The sequence below is a fragment of the Dermacoccus sp. SAI-028 genome (assembly GCF_004346775.1).
GTDB lineage: Bacteria > Actinomycetota > Actinomycetes > Actinomycetales > Dermatophilaceae > Dermacoccus > Dermacoccus nishinomiyaensis.
This window is the reverse complement of record NZ_SMFS01000001.1, coordinates 1,433,339-1,450,737: the sequence shown is the minus strand read 5'-3', so window position 1 is coordinate 1,450,737 and position 17,399 is coordinate 1,433,339. Positions and strand designations below refer to the sequence as shown.

At 70.2% G+C, this 17,399-nt stretch carries 18 protein-coding genes and 1 tRNA gene; 2 read left to right on the top strand and 17 right to left on the bottom strand.

The window, feature by feature from the left end; translation table 11 throughout:
* Positions 1-10 precede the first annotated feature (10 nt).
* The gene (locus EDC82_RS06650) at positions 11-904 is read right to left on the bottom strand and encodes a DUF881 domain-containing protein (RefSeq protein ID WP_131940952.1); all 894 of its coding nucleotides are present in this window, start codon (positions 902-904) and stop codon (positions 11-13) included.
* Complete coding sequence (locus EDC82_RS06645) at positions 901-1,494, bottom strand: CDP-alcohol phosphatidyltransferase family protein (protein ID WP_038568009.1); 594 nt, start codon at positions 1,492-1,494, stop codon at positions 901-903. The genes EDC82_RS06650 and EDC82_RS06645 overlap by 4 nt, the downstream gene beginning before the upstream one ends.
* 168 nt (positions 1,495-1,662) lie before the next feature.
* Here EDC82_RS06645 and EDC82_RS06640 point away from each other — a divergent pair, with 168 nt between their 5' ends.
* Positions 1,663-2,697, top strand: coding sequence for a G1 family glutamic endopeptidase (locus EDC82_RS06640; protein WP_131940950.1), 1,035 nt, complete (start codon positions 1,663-1,665; stop codon positions 2,695-2,697).
* A gap of 26 nt (positions 2,698-2,723) precedes the next feature.
* Here the strand turns inward: EDC82_RS06640 and EDC82_RS14715 are convergent, their stop codons facing one another.
* Both EDC82_RS14715 and EDC82_RS06635 read right to left on the bottom strand, forming a co-directional pair.
* On the bottom strand, positions 2,724-3,098 hold the full coding sequence (locus tag EDC82_RS14715) for a hypothetical protein (protein WP_200829284.1): 375 nt from the start codon (positions 3,096-3,098) through the stop codon (positions 2,724-2,726).
* 12 nt (positions 3,099-3,110) lie between these two features.
* Positions 3,111-4,220, bottom strand: coding sequence for an MFS transporter (locus tag EDC82_RS06635; protein ID WP_200829283.1), 1,110 nt, complete (start codon positions 4,218-4,220; stop codon positions 3,111-3,113).
* 49 nt (positions 4,221-4,269) lie between these two features.
* Here EDC82_RS06635 and EDC82_RS06630 point away from each other — a divergent pair, with 49 nt between their 5' ends.
* Positions 4,270-4,782, top strand: a complete 513-nt coding sequence (locus EDC82_RS06630; RefSeq protein WP_131940948.1) for a DinB family protein — start codon at positions 4,270-4,272, stop codon at positions 4,780-4,782.
* 106 nt (positions 4,783-4,888) lie between these two features.
* Here the strand turns inward: EDC82_RS06630 and EDC82_RS06625 are convergent.
* The 13 genes from EDC82_RS06625 to EDC82_RS06565 all read right to left on the bottom strand — a co-directional run bounded on the left by EDC82_RS06625 (position 4,889) and on the right by EDC82_RS06565 (position 17,254).
* A tRNA-Pro gene (locus EDC82_RS06625) sits at positions 4,889-4,962 on the bottom strand.
* 142 nt (positions 4,963-5,104) lie between these two features.
* Positions 5,105-6,088: a DUF2207 domain-containing protein gene (locus tag EDC82_RS06620; protein WP_006943346.1), complete on the bottom strand. Its 984-nt coding sequence runs from the start codon at positions 6,086-6,088 to the stop codon at positions 5,105-5,107.
* Positions 6,089-6,268: 180 nt separating this feature from the next.
* Positions 6,269-7,729 carry a ribosome biogenesis GTPase Der gene (gene der, locus EDC82_RS06615; protein ID WP_038570816.1) on the bottom strand — a complete coding sequence of 487 codons (1,461 nt, stop codon included), beginning with the start codon at positions 7,727-7,729 and terminating at the stop codon, positions 6,269-6,271.
* A 291-nt stretch (positions 7,730-8,020) separates the two neighbouring features.
* Positions 8,021-8,698, bottom strand: coding sequence for a 1-acyl-sn-glycerol-3-phosphate acyltransferase (locus EDC82_RS06610; RefSeq protein ID WP_131940946.1), 678 nt, complete (start codon positions 8,696-8,698; stop codon positions 8,021-8,023).
* A complete protein-coding gene (gene cmk, locus EDC82_RS06605; RefSeq protein WP_115296258.1) occupies positions 8,698-9,393 on the bottom strand; it encodes a (d)CMP kinase in 696 nt (231 codons plus the stop codon). Before cmk ends, EDC82_RS06610 begins: the two co-directional genes overlap by 1 nt.
* 11 nt (positions 9,394-9,404) lie before the next feature.
* The gene (locus EDC82_RS06600; protein ID WP_115296259.1) at positions 9,405-10,637 is read right to left on the bottom strand and encodes a prephenate dehydrogenase; all 1,233 of its coding nucleotides are present in this window, start codon (positions 10,635-10,637) and stop codon (positions 9,405-9,407) included.
* A complete protein-coding gene (locus EDC82_RS06595; protein WP_074039227.1) occupies positions 10,634-11,545 on the bottom strand; it encodes a pseudouridine synthase in 912 nt (303 codons plus the stop codon). The genes EDC82_RS06600 and EDC82_RS06595 overlap by 4 nt, the downstream gene beginning before the upstream one ends.
* Positions 11,542-12,165 (bottom strand): SMC-Scp complex subunit ScpB, encoded by a 624-nt coding sequence (gene scpB / locus EDC82_RS06590; protein ID WP_038567975.1) that lies wholly within the window; start codon positions 12,163-12,165, stop codon positions 11,542-11,544. The genes EDC82_RS06595 and scpB overlap by 4 nt, the downstream gene beginning before the upstream one ends.
* Before the next feature lie 111 nt (positions 12,166-12,276).
* Positions 12,277-13,233 carry a ScpA family protein gene (locus tag EDC82_RS06585; protein WP_131940944.1) on the bottom strand — a complete coding sequence of 319 codons (957 nt, stop codon included), beginning with the start codon at positions 13,231-13,233 and terminating at the stop codon, positions 12,277-12,279.
* A gap of 11 nt (positions 13,234-13,244) precedes the next feature.
* A complete protein-coding gene (locus EDC82_RS06580; RefSeq protein WP_207623213.1) occupies positions 13,245-14,108 on the bottom strand; it encodes a ParA family protein in 864 nt (287 codons plus the stop codon).
* Positions 14,109-14,262: 154 nt separating this feature from the next.
* Positions 14,263-15,198, bottom strand: coding sequence for a tyrosine recombinase (locus EDC82_RS06575; RefSeq protein ID WP_131940942.1), 936 nt, complete (start codon positions 15,196-15,198; stop codon positions 14,263-14,265).
* Positions 15,195-16,541: a histidine--tRNA ligase gene (gene hisS, locus EDC82_RS06570; protein WP_131940940.1), complete on the bottom strand. Its 1,347-nt coding sequence runs from the start codon at positions 16,539-16,541 to the stop codon at positions 15,195-15,197. Before hisS ends, EDC82_RS06575 begins: the two co-directional genes overlap by 4 nt.
* Complete coding sequence (locus EDC82_RS06565; protein ID WP_038567970.1) at positions 16,538-17,254, bottom strand: MBL fold metallo-hydrolase; 717 nt, start codon at positions 17,252-17,254, stop codon at positions 16,538-16,540. The genes hisS and EDC82_RS06565 overlap by 4 nt, the downstream gene beginning before the upstream one ends.
* Between the last annotated feature and the right edge of the window lie 145 nt (positions 17,255-17,399).

Below are 17,399 nucleotides of genomic sequence, written 5' to 3'. Positions count from 1 at the left end.
GGGTGGTGCGTCAGGGAACGATGCGGGCGTGCGTGACGTGCACGCTGTCGAGGGCGGGCAGGTCGACGTCGTTCGAGGCGTTGCTCGTCACGCCGAAACCGGACTTGCGCAGACTCGCGGCGTACTGGTCGGCGAACGAGCCGGTGAAGGTCTTCTGCATGTCGTCTGGTCCCATGACGCTGATCTCGTACGGCGGCGCGAGCGGACGGAAGTTGACGAGGACGGCCGAGCCCGCGAACCGGATCGCCGTCATCGACGTGACGCGCTGGCCGTTGATGGCGATACCGGTGGCGCCGGCCTGCCACCACCCGTTGACGAGCTGCTGCAGGTCGGTCGAGGTGACCGCGTCCGCGGCGTTCCCGGTGCGTGGATCGCTGTCAGCCGAGTCGGCGCCCTTGGTGTCGGGGTTCGACACCGTCATGACGACGCCCGGGCCGCGAACCTCGGCGAGGCCCGCCGTCCGCGTCGCGTCGTCGAGCGTCTTCTTCAGCCCCGCCTGCGACTGACGATCGAGAGCGCCCTTCTGCGCCGACGCGACGTCGTCGCGTCGGCGCGTGAGCTCGGCGGAGGCGTCGTCGTTGTCGCTCTGCTTCGTCTCGATCTGGTCGACGAGCTGTGCGTGCCGATCCTGCGCGACGGCGCGGGGCACGCGCAGCGCGTGCGCGGCGGCGCCGACCATGAGGCCGATGAGCAGCAGGGAGATGATGAGCAGCGGTGAGCGTCGCCAGCTGCGCGCAGGCGCGCCCTGAGCCTCGCGGCGCGCCGCCGAGTCGGCGTACGAGGGGTCGATGGGGTGACGCATCGCATCGAAGATGAGCGCCATGCTCGCCGCGGGGTCACGCACCTCGACCTCGCGCGGCGCGGCGCCCGGACGTTCGTGGCGGCGCCAGTGCAGGCGCGTCACCGTGCGGCCTGCGGGGCTCGAACGGCGTTGACCATCTCCCTCACCTGCACGGCGTAGAGCAGCCCGGCGAGCCAGTACAGCGTCACGCCCCAGATGACGAACGCCCAAGCGATGGGAGCGGCGACATCCCCGACGGTGCCGTCGAACTGTGCGACGACGAGTAGCGGGAAGGCGTAGAGGAGGTTGAACGTCGCGGCCTTGCCGATGAAGTGCACGGGCGGCAACGGCAGCCGGTGACGGCGCACCGTCGGCGCGAGAGCGAGGATGAACAGCTCGCGCGCCACGAGGGCGAGCACGACCCACAGCGGCAGGATGCCGCGGATCGCGAGGCAGACGATCGTCGCGGCGATGTAGAGCCGGTCGGCCGCAGGGTCGAGCAGCGCGCCGAGACGCGATTCCATGTGGAACCTGCGGGCGATCTTGCCGTCGGCGTAGTCGGTGAACCCGGCGATCATGAGGACGACGAGACCCACACCGTCGTGATGGGCGAGCAGCAGCCACACGAACAGGGGCACCCCGAGCAGCCGCAGCATCGACAGCGCGTTCGGCACCGTCCACACGCGACTCGTCGGATCCCGGGTCTCGCTCACGGTGCCACCCTAGGTCCGATGACGCCCGGAGGCGAACACGACGCGCCACCCGTGAACACGGGGCCGTCGCCATCCGCGCCTCGGGCCTCGGCGCGCCGCCGGTGGCGCCCGGTGCCTGCGTGGATAGGTTGGAGGGGACCAGCCGTCCATCCGAAGGAGTGACAGGTCTTGTCCATTCGCCACCGCACGCTCGCCTCCGCGAGCGTCGTCGCAGCCATCGCCGCGCTGAGCGCGCCGTCCGCCATGGCGGGTGCTTCGCACCCCGCCCAGCCCGCCGCGAGTGCCACGTCGAAGAACGCTGCGCCGAAGAAGGCGACGCCGAAGAGCACCGGCGCGAAGAACATGACCGCGACGCCCTCGTCAGCGCGCCACGTCTCCACCGCGACGAAGGGTTCGACGAAGCCGGCGACGGTGCGTGGGGCCAAGAGCACGCCCACGACGACGGCGCGAGCTGCGCACGCCGCGCCCAAGCAGGCGACGCCCGACAGCAGCGTCATGGTCCGCCCGAAGGCGACGGTACGCCCGGCGCCCGTCAAGCCCGCCGCGTACGCGAACTGGGCGGGATACCAGGCGAGTATCGCCGGCCCTGAGAGCATCCACGGCACCTGGATCGTGCCCAAGGCATCGTGGCCGGGGCGCGACGGGTACTCGGCCATGTGGGTCGGGCTCGGCGGAGGCACCGCGAAGCAGGGCGAGCTCGTGCAGGCAGGAACGGAGTTCGATGTCGTCTGCACCGCCGTCACGCGCGGGCACTGCACGAAGTGGAAGACGAGCTATTACCCGTGGATCGAGACCTACCCGAGCCGCGCGCAGGAACGCATCACGAACCTGGCGGTCGCGCCCGGCGATGCGGTCGAGGTGACGGTGCGCTACGCGGCGAAGGAAGGCCGTTCGTACTTCACGCTGTGCAACTGGCGCACGAACGACTGCGTCGGCACGGACCGCACGAGTGCGGCACCGCGCGGCGTGGCCGAAGCGGTGCTCGAACGCACGAGCGGCGCGGACGGCCGGGCCCGCGCGCTCGCGAACGTCGGTTCCCCCACCTTCTCCAGCGTCTACGCCAAGGGCAAGGACGGCACGCGCAACCTCGCCGGTTGGCCGTCGACACGCATCACGATGAGCACCGGCGCCGCACTCGCCGTCCCCAGCGGGATCAGCCGCACGGGTGACACGTTCTCCGTGAGCTACCGCCGCCCGGCTTGAGGCGGGTCTCCGAGGCGCGTGATGCCTCAGACCGCCTGTGACGTCGCGCGAGTGACGATGTCGCTGCCGTCCTCGGGGCGCACGGCGCTCGGGCGGATGAGTCGCTGCAGGCGCAGCGGGAACTTGAGCGCGACGAGCAGTATGACGACGCCGGTGAACGTCGCCGACAGCGTCATGAGCGCCGATCCGAGTGGCATGCGTCCGGCGAGCTGCGCTCCGACGACGGGTGAGATGGCGCCGCCGAGTGCGCCGACGTTGTAGGTGAAGCCGAGCCCGGCCGCGCGCTTGTCGAGCGTGAACCAGCTGACCATCCACTTCGGCACGAGCCCGCCGACGCCCGAACCGAAGCACTGCTGGACGAAGAGCATGACGCCGATGAGGACGACGTGCGAGCCGCTCATCGTGAAGATGGGCTACAGCAGCGGGATCGACAGGGCGAGGCTGCCCCAGTAGGCGCGCGTCGTGCCGAAGCGGTCGCCGGTGAACCCGGCCAGGACGGCGCCGGCGGCCGTACCGAAACCAGACCAGAAAAGCACGTCACCGACGGTCGCGGCGCTGAGGTGCAGCTCCGTCTTGAGGTACGTCGGAAGCAGCGCGGTGATGGGCCACGCGAAGAAGAACACGGTGAACACGACGAGCGTGACGCCGAGCGCCGTCGGCCAGCGCTCGGGTTCGAACTGGACGAGGAACCACACGAATGTCGCGGCCGTCATGAGCGCGAGCACCGTCGTCATGAGCGCGCCGCTCGAGTGGCCCGTGAAGATGACGAGCAGCGCGGCGAACACCACCAGAGTCAGGACGACGTTGAGCGCCGCGCGACGGCCGCGGTAGAGCGTCGTGAACATGTCGGGGGCTGCGTCGAGGTCGCCGCTGCGCTTGGCGTGTTCGAAGTCCGCGGGTTCGGGCAGCGCGCGCCGCAGCCACAGCGCGAGGACGATCGGCACGAGCCCGAGCGCGAACAGCGCCCGCCATCCCCACGCCGGGACGACGAAGCGGTACAGCTGCGCGACGAGCACCCCGCCGATCGAGAAGCCGCTGATGAGGAACGCGGACGCCTTGTTGCGCAGGTGCTGCGGCCACGACTCGATGACGTACGTCGCGCTCGCCGAGTACTCCCCCGCCATGCCGAACCCGATGAGCAGACGCGCGACGAACATCATGAGGTAGCCGGTCGAGACGGCGCACAGCGCGGAGCCGACGGAGAACGTCACGATCGCTGCGACCATCGCCTGCCGGCGCCCCATCGTGTCGGCGACGGCGCCGAGGACGAGCCCGCCGAACCAGCGGGAGACGAACGCCGCGCTGATGAGCGTCGTCGCCTGCACCGTCGACAGGTGGAACTCGTCGGCGACCTCCGTCAGCACGAGCGTGATGATGACGAAGTCGAATCCGTCGAGCAGGTAGCCGAGCCAGGCGGCCCAGAACGCCTTCCACTGCGGCCCGCTCACCTCGCGGTACCAGGGCAGGTCGGACGCGGGCGCGTCGTCGTGCGGCGGGCGCTCGGAGGCGGATGGCGTCGTCATGGCGTCAGCATAGGCAAGTCGTTGCAGCGGGGGGCGTAGCGTTGGTGCCATGGATGCCATCACGCTCATGCTGGACCTCGCACAGCGCCCCCTCGACGCGGCCGGGTCCCTGCGCCCGCAGCTGACCCACGAGAAACTCAACGCCCACCCCGGCGGGCACGACAACTCGATCGCATGGTTGCTGTGGCACATCGCGCGCGAGATCGACGCACAGGTCGCGCAGTTGTCCGGCGACGAACCGATCTGGACGGCACAGGGTTTCGATGCGCGCTTCGGGCTCGATGTCGACGATGACGAGATCGGCTTCGGCCACAGCCCTGAGCAGGCGCGGGCAGTCGTTGTCACGGATGTCGCGTTGCTGTTCGAGCACCTCGAGGCGGTCGTGGCGGCGCAGAAGGCGTACATCAGCTCGCTGTCCGCCGCAGACCTCGACGACGTCGTCGATGAGTCGTGGGATCCGCCCGTGACGCGCGGGGCGCGTCTCGTCAGCTGCACGGAGGACGCGCTGCTGCACCTCGGCCAGGCGCTCTACGTCGCCGGCATGACGTCGCTCGGGGAATGACGCCCCGTGGGCTGCATCAGGCCGTGGTTCACCATGTACCAGGCTCGAGGGTGAACACAGAAACGTTCGGGCCTCACGCCATCGCGTGAGGCCCGAACGTCCTCGGTCGGGCTGACAGGATTTGAACCTGCGACCCCTTGACCCCCAGTCAAGTGCGCTACCAAACTGCGCTACAGCCCGTTGCACCTGACGGCGCAAGCCCCGAAGGGCGTGATGAACCATACCCCACGCGGGGCCCGGGCGACCAATCGGCCGGGCCCCGCGACGTCTGGCGGTCGCCCGGAGATCGGGGCAGGCTCCGCCCCTGGATGACTGACCGGCGTCAGAAGTCGAAGATGTCGCCGACGGCGTCACCGATCGAGCCGAAGACGTCGCCGAGACCGTCCGTCAGGCCGCCGAGGTCGAACAGCCCGTCGGCGCCCGAGAGTAGGTCGGCCATTCCGCCGATCGCCTCCGCGCCGAGGAAGACGAGGTCGTCGCCGTAGAACATCCAGAAGAACGGGTCAGAGGCGATGTCGCCCATGATGTTGCCGAAGCCCTCGAGCTGCGCCATCTTCGCGACCTCACCGATGACGCCCGCCCACCGGTCGGCAAGACCGAAGACCATGGCGTACGGCAGGTAACGGTTGAACAGGTCAGCCGCTTCCTCGAACTTGATCTGCTTGGCCTCGGCCGTCGCGATGTATTTCTTGAACCCGAGCGTCTGGATGCGCACCGCAGTGCCGTCGGCGGTGCGCGGCGAGCGCCCCATCCCCAGGAAACCCTTGCGGCGCGGGTCTCGCTCGTACCAGCCCCGATGAATCGTCTCGCGGTACATACCGTCGGCGATGTCGCGCAACGGCCCCCGCAACTGCGCCTTCATCTGCGGCAGCGTCACGTAACGGACGCCGGGCGGGAACAGGGCGTTGAGGAAGTCGGCCTCGACCTGCGTGATGACGTCGCCGCCAGGAAACTCGTTCTGGATGAACACCCAGTCACCCTGCGGCGCCTTGGCACCCCGCCTCGACGTCGGCGCAGGCGGCGCTGCGGGCGCCGAACCGTCAGCGGGCTGCAGCTTCTCGATGCGGAACCAGCCGCGCAGCGACAGGTCGATCATCATCGCGCCGATGTCCTGCGAGTCGACCGACCCGTCGACGACGGTGCCCGCCAGCGCCGCGCTCACGCCCTGCGGCGGATGGAACTGCACGGCCGGCTCACCCGACCACTCCTTCGCACCCTTGACGCGGCGCACCTCGCCCACGCCGTCCGCCGGGCGCATGCCGGGGGTGACGCCGACGTACTCGTAGTCGTGGTTCCAACCGAACACTGCTTCGTCTGCCTCTCACCGTGAATGGGATTCTCACCCGACGTGCGACGCCGGACGCCGATCATGGCAGGTAACGCACGAGTTACCAGCGCACTACGCGCCGACGCGTGAGTCACTCGCCATCCTGGGGCAGGCGTCGCGCGCGACAGCGCACGCCCGCCCCTCGAAGGTAGGCCCCGCTCAGCGCTGCTTGCGCTTCTCGCGCACGCGCACGCTGATCTCGATCGGCGTCCCGTCGAAGCCGAACTCCTCGCGCAGGCGACGCTCGATGAAGCGGCGGTACCCGGCCTCGATGAAGCCGCTGGCGAAGATGACGAAGCGCGGCGGGCGCGTCGAGGCCTGCGTCGCGAACAGGATTCGCGGCTGCTTTCCGCCGCGTACCGGGTGCGGATGCGCCGCGACGACCTCGCCGAGGAAGGCGTTGAGCCGGCCCGTCGGGATGCGCTGGTCCCACGAGTCGAGGGCGACCTCGATGGCGGGAACGAGACGGTCGGTGTGACGTCCCGTCTTCGCCGACAGGTTGACGCGCGGCGCCCACGGCACCTGGACGAGCTCGCGCTCGATCTCCTTCTCCAGGTAGTAGCGGCGCTCCTCGTCGAGTGTGTCCCACTTGTTGTACGCGATGACGAGCGCGCGGCCGGCGTCGATGACCTGCTGCACGACGCGCACGTCCTGTTCGGCGATGCTCTGCTCTGCGTCGATGAGAACGACGGCGACCTCCGCCTTCTCCAACGCCGTCTGCGTGCGCAGGGAGGCGTAGAAGTCGGCGCCGCGCGTCTGGTGCACGCGGCGTCGGATGCCGGCGGTGTCGACGAAACGCCAGGTCTTGCCGCCGAGTTCGATGTACTCATCGACCGGGTCACGCGTCGTGCCGGCGACGTTGTCGACGACGACGCGCTCCTCCCCCGCGAGCTTGTTGAGCAGCGACGACTTGCCGACGTTCGGACGCCCGAGCAGCGCCACGCGACGCGGGCCGCCACGCGGGTACGCGCCGGCGACGGCGGTCTTGTCGGGCAGCAGGTCGATGACGGCGTCGAGCGCGTCACCGGTGCCACGCCCGTGCAGCGACGAGACGGGGTACGGCTCACCGAGGCCGAGCGACCACAGCATGGCCGCGTCGGCCTCCGAACGGTTGTCGTCCACCTTGTTCGCGATGAGGACGACGGGTTTCTTCGAGCGGCGCAGCAGCTTGACGACGGCCTCGTCGGTGTCGGTGGCGCCGACCGTGGCGTCGACCACGAACATCACGGCGTCGGCGAGTTCGATCGCGACCTCGGCCTGTTCGGCGACGCGCAGGTGGATGCCGCTCGCGTCGACCTCCCACCCGCCGGTGTCGACGAGGGTGAACCGGCGTCCGACCCACTCGGCGTCGTAGGCGACGCGGTCACGCGTCACACCCGGCACATCCTCGACGACGGCCTCACGGCGCCCCAGGATGCGGTTGACGAGCGTCGACTTGCCGACGTTGGGACGACCGACGACGGCGACGACGGGCCGCAGGTCTGCCTCGCCGTAGCCGCTGTCCTCGTCGACCTCACCGGACAGCAGCGCACGGTCCTCGTCGCTCAGGTCGAAGTCCTCGAGCCCGACGCGCAGCGCCTGCTCGACCGACTCGTCCGGGGCGGGCGCATCGTGGCGCAGGTCGTCGTGCTCGGCTCGCTCGTCGTGCTCGTCGTGGGGGAAGTACTGGTCGTCGCTCACGCGGATTACCTCAGATCGTGGAGTATCCCGCCGGATCCGGCGGGCTCGGAGGCTCTCCCCCGCCACGTGACGACGCGGCGGCTCGCGCCGTGACGTCGGGTGGGGAGGTCTCGTGTGACGCGCCCGAATGCGCGTCACAAGACCATTCTCGCGCATGGGCACGATTTTTCAGAGTCGAGCGCTCGCGGCCAGCCACGCCCTAGCGACGAGCGCCCGGGGAGACGATCCGGCTCAACCCGCCACGTGGTCGGCGAGGCGGGCACGCAGTTCCTCCGTCGCGGCCGCCAGCCGAGCGCGACCTGTCGCGCCCGCCACCGCCTCGGCGTCACCGAGGCGGAACGCCGGCCCGAACGTCACCTGCAGACGACTGCGCAGCCGCGGCCAGCGTCCCCGCGTGCGCCCGGCCGTGCCGACGAGACGCACCGGCACGATCTGAGCATCCGCACCGAGCGCGAGGAACGCAGCGCCCTGGTGCACCGCCTGCACCGACCCGTCACCGCGCGTGCCCTCGGGGAACACGCCGACGACACCACCCGCCGCCAGGACGCCGCGCGCCGCCGTCATCGCCTCCCGGTCGGCGCTGCGCTGCGTGACGGGGATCTGCCCGAGCCGCGTCAGCAGCGTCCCGAGCGGGCCGACGAAGTACGCACGCTTGACGAGGAAGTGCGCCGGGCGCGGCACGAGCGACGCGGCCAGCGGGCCGTCGATGACGCCGATATGATTCGCGACCACGACGACGGGGCCGTCAGTCGGCACGTTCTCGCGCCCGGTCACCTCGAGGCGGTACAGCGCACCGAACAGGCCCTCGACGGCGGGACGCAATCGGCGCATGAGCCTCTCACACGCGGACGGATCGCGCGGCGTCGAATCACGCGACGCGGCATCCTCGACGTCACGACGCGGGAACATCAGCCGCGCGCCCGTTCGACGAGCGTCAGCACCGCCTCGACGGACTGCTGGAACGTCAGGTCGCTGGTGTCGAGCGTGACGACCCCGTCCGCAGCGCTCATGAACGACGAGACGGTCGAGTCGGCCTTGTCGCGGTCGACGATCTGCGTCCGCGTCGCCGCGATGGCGGCATCGTCCGCGCCGCCGTGCAGCTCCTTCGAGCGGCGCGCGAGCCGTGCGGCCTCGCTCGCGACCATGAGGATGCGCACGTCCGCGTCGGGCGCGACGACCGTCGTGATGTCGCGCCCCTCGGCGACGACGCCACCCTGGTCCGCGGCGATCTGCGCCATCAGCTCACGCTGACGCTGCTGCAGCTTCGGGCGCACCTGCAGGTTGGTCGCGACCTTCGAGACGACCTCGGCGATGCGCGTCGTGCGGATGTCCGTGTCGATGCGCGTACCCCCCATGCTGATCGACGGCGCGCTCGGGTCGGTGCCCATCTCGAGCGGCATCGCGGTGACGGCTTCCGCGACGGCGCCCAGGTCGTCGAGGTCGATGCCCCGATCGAGGCAGTACCAGGTGAGCGCGCGATACATCGCGCCCGTGTCGAGGTAGCCGATGCCGAGGTGCGCCGCCACCTTCTTGCTCACACTCGACTTGCCCGAACCTGAGGGCCCGTCGATCGCTACCCGGATGCCGTTCGCCACGCTCGTCATGAACGCAGATTCTAGGCGGTCTCGACGAGGTGGGCGGCCCACCCCCGCGCGCTGAGCGCGCTGACGAGGGTCTGAGCGCGCAGCGGCACGACGCTGAGCTCGAGCAGACCGGCGGCGACGGCGTCGTCGTGCTCGAGGCGCATGTCCTCGACGCTGATGCCGGTCTCCCCCACGTCCGTGAACACGCGACCGAGCGCACCCGGCTCGTCGGGGATGACGACGGCGACGCTCGCGTACGCCTGCGCCGGCGCGCCGTGCTTGCCCGGGATGCGCGCACGACCCTCCTGGCCACCAGCGATCGTCTGCGCGAGCACGGCCCGGGGGCCGGGGGTGGCGGGAGCGGCAACCGCATCGCGGATACCGACGGCATCCTGTGTCACGGGGGTGGCCGGTGGAGTGACGGCAACCGACGTGCTGCCTACGACCGCCGCATCGGCCAGGCCACGCGTACCGCCCGATGCATCGCCCCCGGACGTGATGACCGACAGGGCGTGAATGACATCGTCGAGCGAGGCGCGCACCCCTTCGAGCAACGGCAGCACTGCAGCCGCGTTGCCGGCGAGGATCTGCGTCCACAGCATCGGGTCGCTCGCCGCGATGCGCGTGACGTCGCGCACGCCCTGCCCGCTGAGAGCGACGGCGTCGTCGGGCAGCTCACGCAGCTGCGCGGCGACGAGGCTCGCGGCGACCTGCGGCACGTGCGAGACGGCGGCGACGGCCTCGTCGTGCGCGGCAGGGCTCATCGTGACGACGTGTGCCCCGCAGACCTGCGCGACGGCTGTCACGTCGGCGACGCGGGCGTCGTCCGCGCCGTCAGGGCAGATGACCCAGGTGCGCCCCTCGAACAGGTCGGAGCGCGCCGCGACCGCGCCGCTGCGCTCACGACCGGCCATCGGATGCCCCGGCACGAAGCGGCGCCGCTCGGCGCCGCAGCGTCGTGCCACCCCTTCGACGACGACGTTCTTCACGCTCGTCACATCCGTCACGGTGGCGTCCGGCCACGCCGTGAGCTCCGCGGCGACGACGTCGACGACCACGTCAGGCGGCGCGGCGACGACGACGAGGTCGGGCGCCTCGTCCTGGGCGTGCGCGACGCGGCCGGCGCCCATGTCGGAGGCGAGCGCCGCCGCCGTCGGCGAGGTGTCGGCGAGGGTGACGTCGACGCCTCGCGCCTGCAGCGCGAGCGCCAGCGACGTGCCGAGCAGGCCGGTGCCGACGACGCGCACGCGCTGCGGCAGTGTCACAGACCGGCAGCCTTGTACAGGCCGGCGACCTCGCGCTTGTTGAGCGGCCGCATCTTGCCGGGGCGCAGATCACCGACCTTCACGGGCCCGACCTGCGGGCGCGCGAGCGCGATGACGGGGTGACCGACCTCGTCGAACATGCGACGCACGATGCGGTTGCGGCCCTCGTGCAGCACGATCTCGACCAGGGCCATGCCCGGCTGAGAGTCGACGACCTTGAACGAGTCGACGGCGGCCGGGCCGTCCTCGAGCTCGATGCCCTCGCGCATCCGCTTGCCGAGGTCGCGCGGCACCGGGCCGGGGATCGTCGCGAGGTAGACCTTCTCGACGCCGTAGCGCGGGTGCTGCAGGCGGTTGGCGAGGTTGCCGTCATTCGTCAGCAGCAGCAGACCCTCGGTGTCGTAGTCGAGTCGGCCGACGTGGAACAGGCGCTCGGTGCGCCCCTCGAGGTACTCACCGACGCACGGGCGACCCTCTTCGTCCTGCATCGTCGACACGACACCCGTGGGCTTGTTGAAGGCGAGGTAGACGAGCGTGTCGTCGAGCTGGATGCGGTCGCCGTCGACGTGGATGACGGCGCTCTCGGGGTCGATGCGCGTGCCCAGTTCGGTGACGACCTGGCCGTCGACCTCGACTCGACCCTCGGCGATGAGGTTCTCGCAGTGGCGTCGCGAACCGACGCCGGCCTGCGCGAGCACCTTCTGCAGACGCGTGCCCTCCTCGACGTGCACGTCGCGCGTCGCGGCCTTCGGTGCACGCTCTCGCGGCGGGGCGACCGGCTGCCCGCTCTTCGTCGTGCCGATGCCGAGGACGTCGGCCTCGTAACGGCTGACGCCGCCGCCGGAGCCGCGGTTGACGCGGCTGCTTCGGTTGTCGCGCTGACCCTGACGGGGTTTCCTGGAGTTCATCCGTGTCCTTGTTCCACTAGTTCGTCGATGATGGCGGCGTCCGGCAGGTAGGGCGCCAGCGGGGGAAGCTCGTCCAGCGAGCCGAGCCCGAGCCGCTCGAGAAAGGTTGGGGTAGTGCCGTAGAGCGTCGCGCCCGTCTCGGGGTCGTCACCAACCTCCGTGACGAGCCCACGCGTGAGCAGGGTGCGGGTCACGCCGTCGACGTTGACGCCGCGGATGGCGCCGACGCGCGAACGCGAGATCGGCTGCCGGTAGGCGATGACGGCGAGCGTCTCGAGTGCCGCCTGCGTCAGCTTGGCCTGCTGCCCGCCCCGCAGGAACGTCTCGACGGCATCCGCGTAGGCCGGCCGCGAGTACATGCGCCACGTGCCGTCGACCTCGCGCAGGGTGAACCCCCGCTGCTGGGCGCGGTATTCCACCTCGAGGCCCTCGAGGTTGGCGCGCACCTCGCTCTCGCCGACGCCGAAGGCCGCGGCGAGATCGGCCACCGAGACGGGCTCGTCGACGACCATCAGCACCGCTTCGAGCGTCGATCGCAAGCCGCCGGGCAGGTGGTGCACGACGACCGGCTCGCGGGCGCCCCGCGCCGGTGGTTGCGCCGTCGTATCGTGCGTCGTCATGCGTTCACCTCCTCCTGCTCCGGGCCGTCGTCGGCGCGGGTCGTTCGTCTCGTGTCCCCACCCATGAGTCGTCGCAGCGCGGCGAAGTGTGAGGTCGCTCGTGTCATTGTCTCAGGACGCAGCGTCATCGCTCGCGCCCACGCCGCCCGAGCCCGGCTCGGCGTCGTACTCGTCGGAGACGAGGATGCGCGCATCGGGCGCCGCGACCCAGCGCACGGTGAGCGGCCGCAGGTGCTCGGCCTGCTCGAACGCGATCGCGGCCTCCTTGAACAGTTCGAGGATGGCGAGGAAACGCCCGACGACGACGAGGTTGTGCTCCGCGTCCGCGACGAGCTGCGCGAACGTCAGCTCACCACCGCGTCGCAGCTTGCTCGTCACGATGCGCGCCTGCTCACGCACGCTGACTTGCACGGCGTGCAGGTGGTCGACGTCGACGCCCGGCGGCGCCTTGGGCGTCAGCGCCCGCGCGGCGACGGCCGCGAGCTGCTCGGGCGTCACCGTCATGACGAGCTCAGGCAGTAGCCCCGAGAAGCGTTCCTCCAACCCGGCCTGACGTGCGACGAGACGCCCGTCGCTCTCCATCCGATCGGCCAGGAACTGCGCCATGTCCTTGAACGCCCGGTACTGCAGCAGCCGGGCGAACAGCAGGTCGCGCGCTTCGATGAGCTCGAAGTCCTCCTCGTCGGAGCCGCCGAGGTTCGGCAACAGCCGCGCTGCCTTGATGTCGAGCAGCGTCGCGGCGATGAGGAGGAACTCGGTCGCCTGCGACAGATCCCACTCGTCACTCGCCTCGCGGGCCGCCCTGATGTGCGCGATGAACTCGTCCGTCACCTGCGACAACGAGATCTGCGTGACGTCGAGACGATGCTTCGCGATGAGGCCCAGCAGCAGGTCGAACGGTCCGTCGAACACCTCGCCCAGGTGGACGTGGAACGGCGTCGCCGCCGCACGCCGCGTCAGGACGCCGCCGGGTGCGCTCGCCGTCGACGCTGCCGTCGGCCCAGAGGTCGTGACCGCCACTGCCGATGCGGGCGCGTCGCCGACGGGCTCGGCCTCGGTCGCCGTCATCGGCGTGCGGCTCAGGGAGCCCCGCCGCGCGAGATGAGCTCGCGCGCGAGCTGGCGGTACGACTCCGCGGCACCGTGCCCGGAGGCGTACTGCGTGATCGGCTCGGCCGCAAGCGTCGCGTCGGGGAACTTGACGGTCCGCGAGATGACGGTGTGGAACACCTTGTCGCCGAAGTGGTCGACGACGGAGCGGACGACGTCGCGGCTGTGCAGGGTGCGCCCGTCGTACATCGTCGCGAGGATGCCGTCGATCTCCAGGCGCGGGTTGAGCCGATCCTGCACCTTCTCGATCGTCTCGACGAGCAGCGCTACGCCGCGCATCGCGAAGAATTCGGCCTCGAGCGGGATGACGACGCCGTGCGACGCCGTCAGCGCGTTGACGGTCAGCAGACCGAGCGACGGCTGGCAGTCGATGAGGATGACGTCGTACTCGTCCGCGACGCTGCGCAGGACGCGCGCGAGCACCATCTCGCGGGCGACCTCACCGACGAGCTGCACCTCCGCGGCCGACAGGTCGATGTTGGCGGGCAGCACATCGAGGTTGTGCACCCGCGTCGTCTGGATGACGTCGTGCGCGTCGTGGCCGCGCTCGACGAGCAGGTTGTAGATCGTCACGTCGAGATCCTGCGAGCGCACGCCGAGGCCGACGGACAAGGCTCCCTGCGGGTCGAAGTCGACGAGCAGGACGCGGCGGCCGTATTCGGCCAGGGCGGCGCCCAGGTTGATCGTCGACGTCGTCTTGCCGACGCCGCCCTTCTGGTTGCACATCGAGATGATGCGCGCGGGGCCGTGCGACTCGAGAGGTCGAGGCGTCGGGAAGCCGGGCAGGGGTCGACCGGTTGGACCCCACTGGCCCGTCGCGTCGATTCCCGGCAAACGGTCAAGTCGAACGTTAGAGTTCGTCGACTTCTGTGAACTCTCGGAAGTCACTCGAAAGCCTCCACTGATAGTTGAGCGTTTGGCATCACGCCAATCAGCACCAGATTAGCGCCCCGGGTGCGGCAACGCCCAAACCGTCGCCCGTCGACCGTCAGTGGGCGCGCGGATGCGCCGCCGCGAACGTCTCGCGCAACTGCTGCACCGACACCATCGTGTAGATCTGCGTCGTCGTCACCGAGGCATGGCCGAGAAGCTCTTGCACGACGCGCACGTCGGCGCCGCCTTCGAGCAGGTGCGTCGCATAGGAATGCCGCAGCGTGTGCGGCGAGATCTCGCCGTCGAGCCCGGCCACCTCGGCCGCGCGACGCACGAGCCCGAACACGCTCTGCCGGCTCAACCTGCCGCCGCGCTGATTGAGGAACACGGCAGCCCCGGCCTTGCCCTTCGCCGCAAGAGCAGGCCGCTCACGCGTCAAGTAGGAGCCGAGCGCGTCGGCGGCGTAGCGCCCGAGCGGGACGATGCGCTCCTTGCTGCCCTTGCCGAACAGTCGCAGCGAACGCGACATCAGGTCGACGTCGTCGACGTCGAGCCCGACGACCTCACTCACGCGCGCACCGACCCCGTAGAGCACCTCGAGCAGCGCACGATCCCGGAGTGAACCGGCGTCCTCGCCATCGCCGGCAGCCGCGAGCAAACGTTCGACGTCAGCTAGAGGGATAGCCTTCGGGAGTTTGCGGGGCAACCTCGGCGGCGCGACGTCCGTCGCCGCGTCGGGCGCGTCCGTCTCGAGCGAAACGAACGCATGGAGGCGGCGGACGGCGACGAGCGCGCGTGCCGCGGAACTGGCCGCCAGCGGCGGATGGCCCTGGCCGCCCCCACGCAGCGATCGCAGGAACGCCTCGACGCGCGCCTCCTCGACCCCGTCGAGCGAGGTGACGCCGGAGGCGGCGAGGTAGCCGAGGTAACGCGTGACGTCACGTCGATATGCCGCGAGCGTGTGCGGCGAGAGGCCCCGCTCGACGCGCAGGTGATGCAGCCACTGCGTCATCACCTGCGTCAGTTCGAGCGAGGGCTCCAGGGCGCTCACGACGCCGGTGACGCCTCGGCGACCTCGAGTCGCACCTGCTCGTCGGCCGCGGGGAGCACCCAGCTCGTCGCGTCCGCATCGAACTGCTCACCGCTGCGGATGTCCTTGATCTGGTCGCCGGTCTCCCCCGCGCCCGGGAACCAGACGTACGGGATGCCGCGACGGTCGGCGAACTGGATCTGCTTGCCGAACTTGGCGGCCTTCGGCGACACGAGCGTCGGGATGCCGCGCTCACGCAGTGCCGCCGCGATCCGCATCGACTCGGCGCGTGAGGTCTCGTCGTTGACGGCGACGAGCACGGCCGTCGGCGTCGGACGGCTCGTGCGCAGGCCGCCGTCACCGATGAGCTTCGCGAGCAGGCGCGAGACACCGATCGACAGGCCGACGCCAGGGTAGGTCCTCTTGCCGTCACTCGCGAGCGAGTCGTAGCGCCCGCCGGAGCAGATCGAGCCGTAGCCCTCCTCGCCGACGAGCTGCGTCTCGTAGACCGTGCCGGTGTAGTAGTCGAGGCCGCGTGCGATCTTCAGCTCCGCGACGAGCAGGCCGGGTGCGTGCTCGGCGGCCGTCTCGACGACGACGCGTAGCTGCTCGAGGCCCTCCTCCAGCGTCGGGTGTTCGACGCCCAGTGCGCGCACCTGCTCGACGAAGGACGTATCGGGCGTCGAGATCGCCGCGAGGGCGAGGATCTTGTCGGCGGCGTCTTCGACGCCTTCGGCGACGAGCAGCTCCCTGACCTTGGCCGGGCCGATCTTGTCGAGCTTGTCGACGATGCGCAGCGTGCCGACGATGTCGTCGATGCCGAGCCCGCGGTAGAAGCCCTCGGGGATCTTGCGGTTGTTGACCTGGATGCGGAACTCACCGATCGGCAGCCGCTTGAACACGTCCGCGATGACGAGCGGCAGCTCGACCTCGTAGTGGAACGGCAGCTCCCCCACGTCGACGATGTCGATGTCGGCCTGGACGAACTCGCGGTAACGCCCCGCCTGCGGGCGCTCGCCGCGCCAGACCGGCTGGATCTGGTATCGGCGGAACGGGAACGTCAGCTTGCCCGCGTTCTCGATGACGTAGCGGCTGAACGGCACGGTGAGGTCGAAGTGCAGGCCGAGGCCCGGCTCGGCCTTGTCGGCCTCGTCCGCAGCGAGGCGGCTGACGGCGTAGATCTCCTTGTCCGCGTCACCGCCCTTGCCCGTGAGGCGCTCGACGGGCTCGACCGCGCGCGTGTTGATCGGCTCGAAACCGTGCAACTCGAACACCTCACGGATGATGTCGAGCACCAGCTGCTCGGTGTAACGCTGCGCCGGCAGCCATTCGAGGAAGCCGGAGATGGGGGTCGGTTTGCTCATGCGCCAGATCCTTGGAGTGCTTGCAGGTACGGGTTGCTCACGCGCTCGCGCGCCATCGTGCTGGCCGGGCCGTGCCCGGGAAGGATGAGGGACGAATCAGGCAGCGGTAGCACCTTCGTGCGCAGGCTCTGCTGCATCGCCGCGTCGCTGCCGCCCTCGAGGTCGGTGCGTCCGATCGAGCCGGCGAACAGGACGTCCCCGGTGATGACGCTCTGGTTCACCGTCGCGGCGACGGCGTCGTCGAGCCCGTCGGGCACCTCGTCGACGGTGAACATGACGGAGCCCTCGGTGTGCCCCGGCGCGTGGGTGACGCCGAACGTCAGCCCCGCGAGTTCGAGGGGTTCGCCCTCGTGGATGGAGACGACCTTCTCGGGCTCGCGCCACGTCGCGCTCTTGCCGAACGACTGCTCGAGCATGCCGCGCAGCTGCGGGCCGAGCTGGTCATAGGGGTTGACGAGGCGGTAGCGATCGTCGGCGTGGATGTGCGCGGCGATCCGCCCACCGCACACCGGCGTCACGGAGAAGGTGTGGTCGAGATGGCCGTGCGTCAGCAGCACCGCCGTGGGCTTGAGATCGAGTTCGCCGAGGACCTCGAACAGCTGGTCGGTGACGCCGATGCCCGGGTCGACGACGACGCACTCGCTGCCGCGTTCACGGGCGAAGACGTAGCAGTTCGTACCCATCGCGGCTGCGGGGAAAGAGACGGTCAACACGTGCCCCAGCCTATCGGGCGCGCGCACGGGCCGTCCGACCCGAGGAACGCCGGGCCGCTGCGGGCACGCGGACAACCTCCTCCCCCTAGACTGATGACGTTGCTGTCCGGTCCGCGCGTACCCGCGGGTCGGCTACGTCGAGAAA

What these genes read in the sequence shown, in the direction of transcription:
- EDC82_RS14715 (WP_200829284.1), bottom strand. Translation starts at nt 3,098, where the DNA reads ATGAGCGGCTCGCACGTCGTCCTCATCGGCGTCATGCTCTTCGTCCAG.
- EDC82_RS06635 (WP_200829283.1), bottom strand. Translation starts at nt 4,220, where the DNA reads ATGACGACGCCATCCGCCTCCGAGCGCCCGCCGCACGACGACGCGCCC.
- EDC82_RS06630 (WP_131940948.1), top strand. Translation starts at nt 4,270, where the DNA reads ATGGATGCCATCACGCTCATGCTGGACCTCGCACAGCGCCCCCTCGAC.
- EDC82_RS06610 (WP_131940946.1), bottom strand. Translation starts at nt 8,698, where the DNA reads ATGTTCCCGCGTCGTGACGTCGAGGATGCCGCGTCGCGTGATTCGACG.
- cmk (WP_115296258.1), bottom strand. Translation starts at nt 9,393, where the DNA reads ATGACGAGCGTGGCGAACGGCATCCGGGTAGCGATCGACGGGCCCTCA.
- EDC82_RS06595 (WP_074039227.1), bottom strand. Translation starts at nt 11,545, where the DNA reads ATGAACTCCAGGAAACCCCGTCAGGGTCAGCGCGACAACCGAAGCAGC.
- scpB (WP_038567975.1), bottom strand. Translation starts at nt 12,165, where the DNA reads ATGACGACGCACGATACGACGGCGCAACCACCGGCGCGGGGCGCCCGC.
- EDC82_RS06585 (WP_131940944.1), bottom strand. Translation starts at nt 13,233, where the DNA reads ATGACGGCGACCGAGGCCGAGCCCGTCGGCGACGCGCCCGCATCGGCA.
- hisS (WP_131940940.1), bottom strand. Translation starts at nt 16,541, where the DNA reads ATGAGCAAACCGACCCCCATCTCCGGCTTCCTCGAATGGCTGCCGGCG.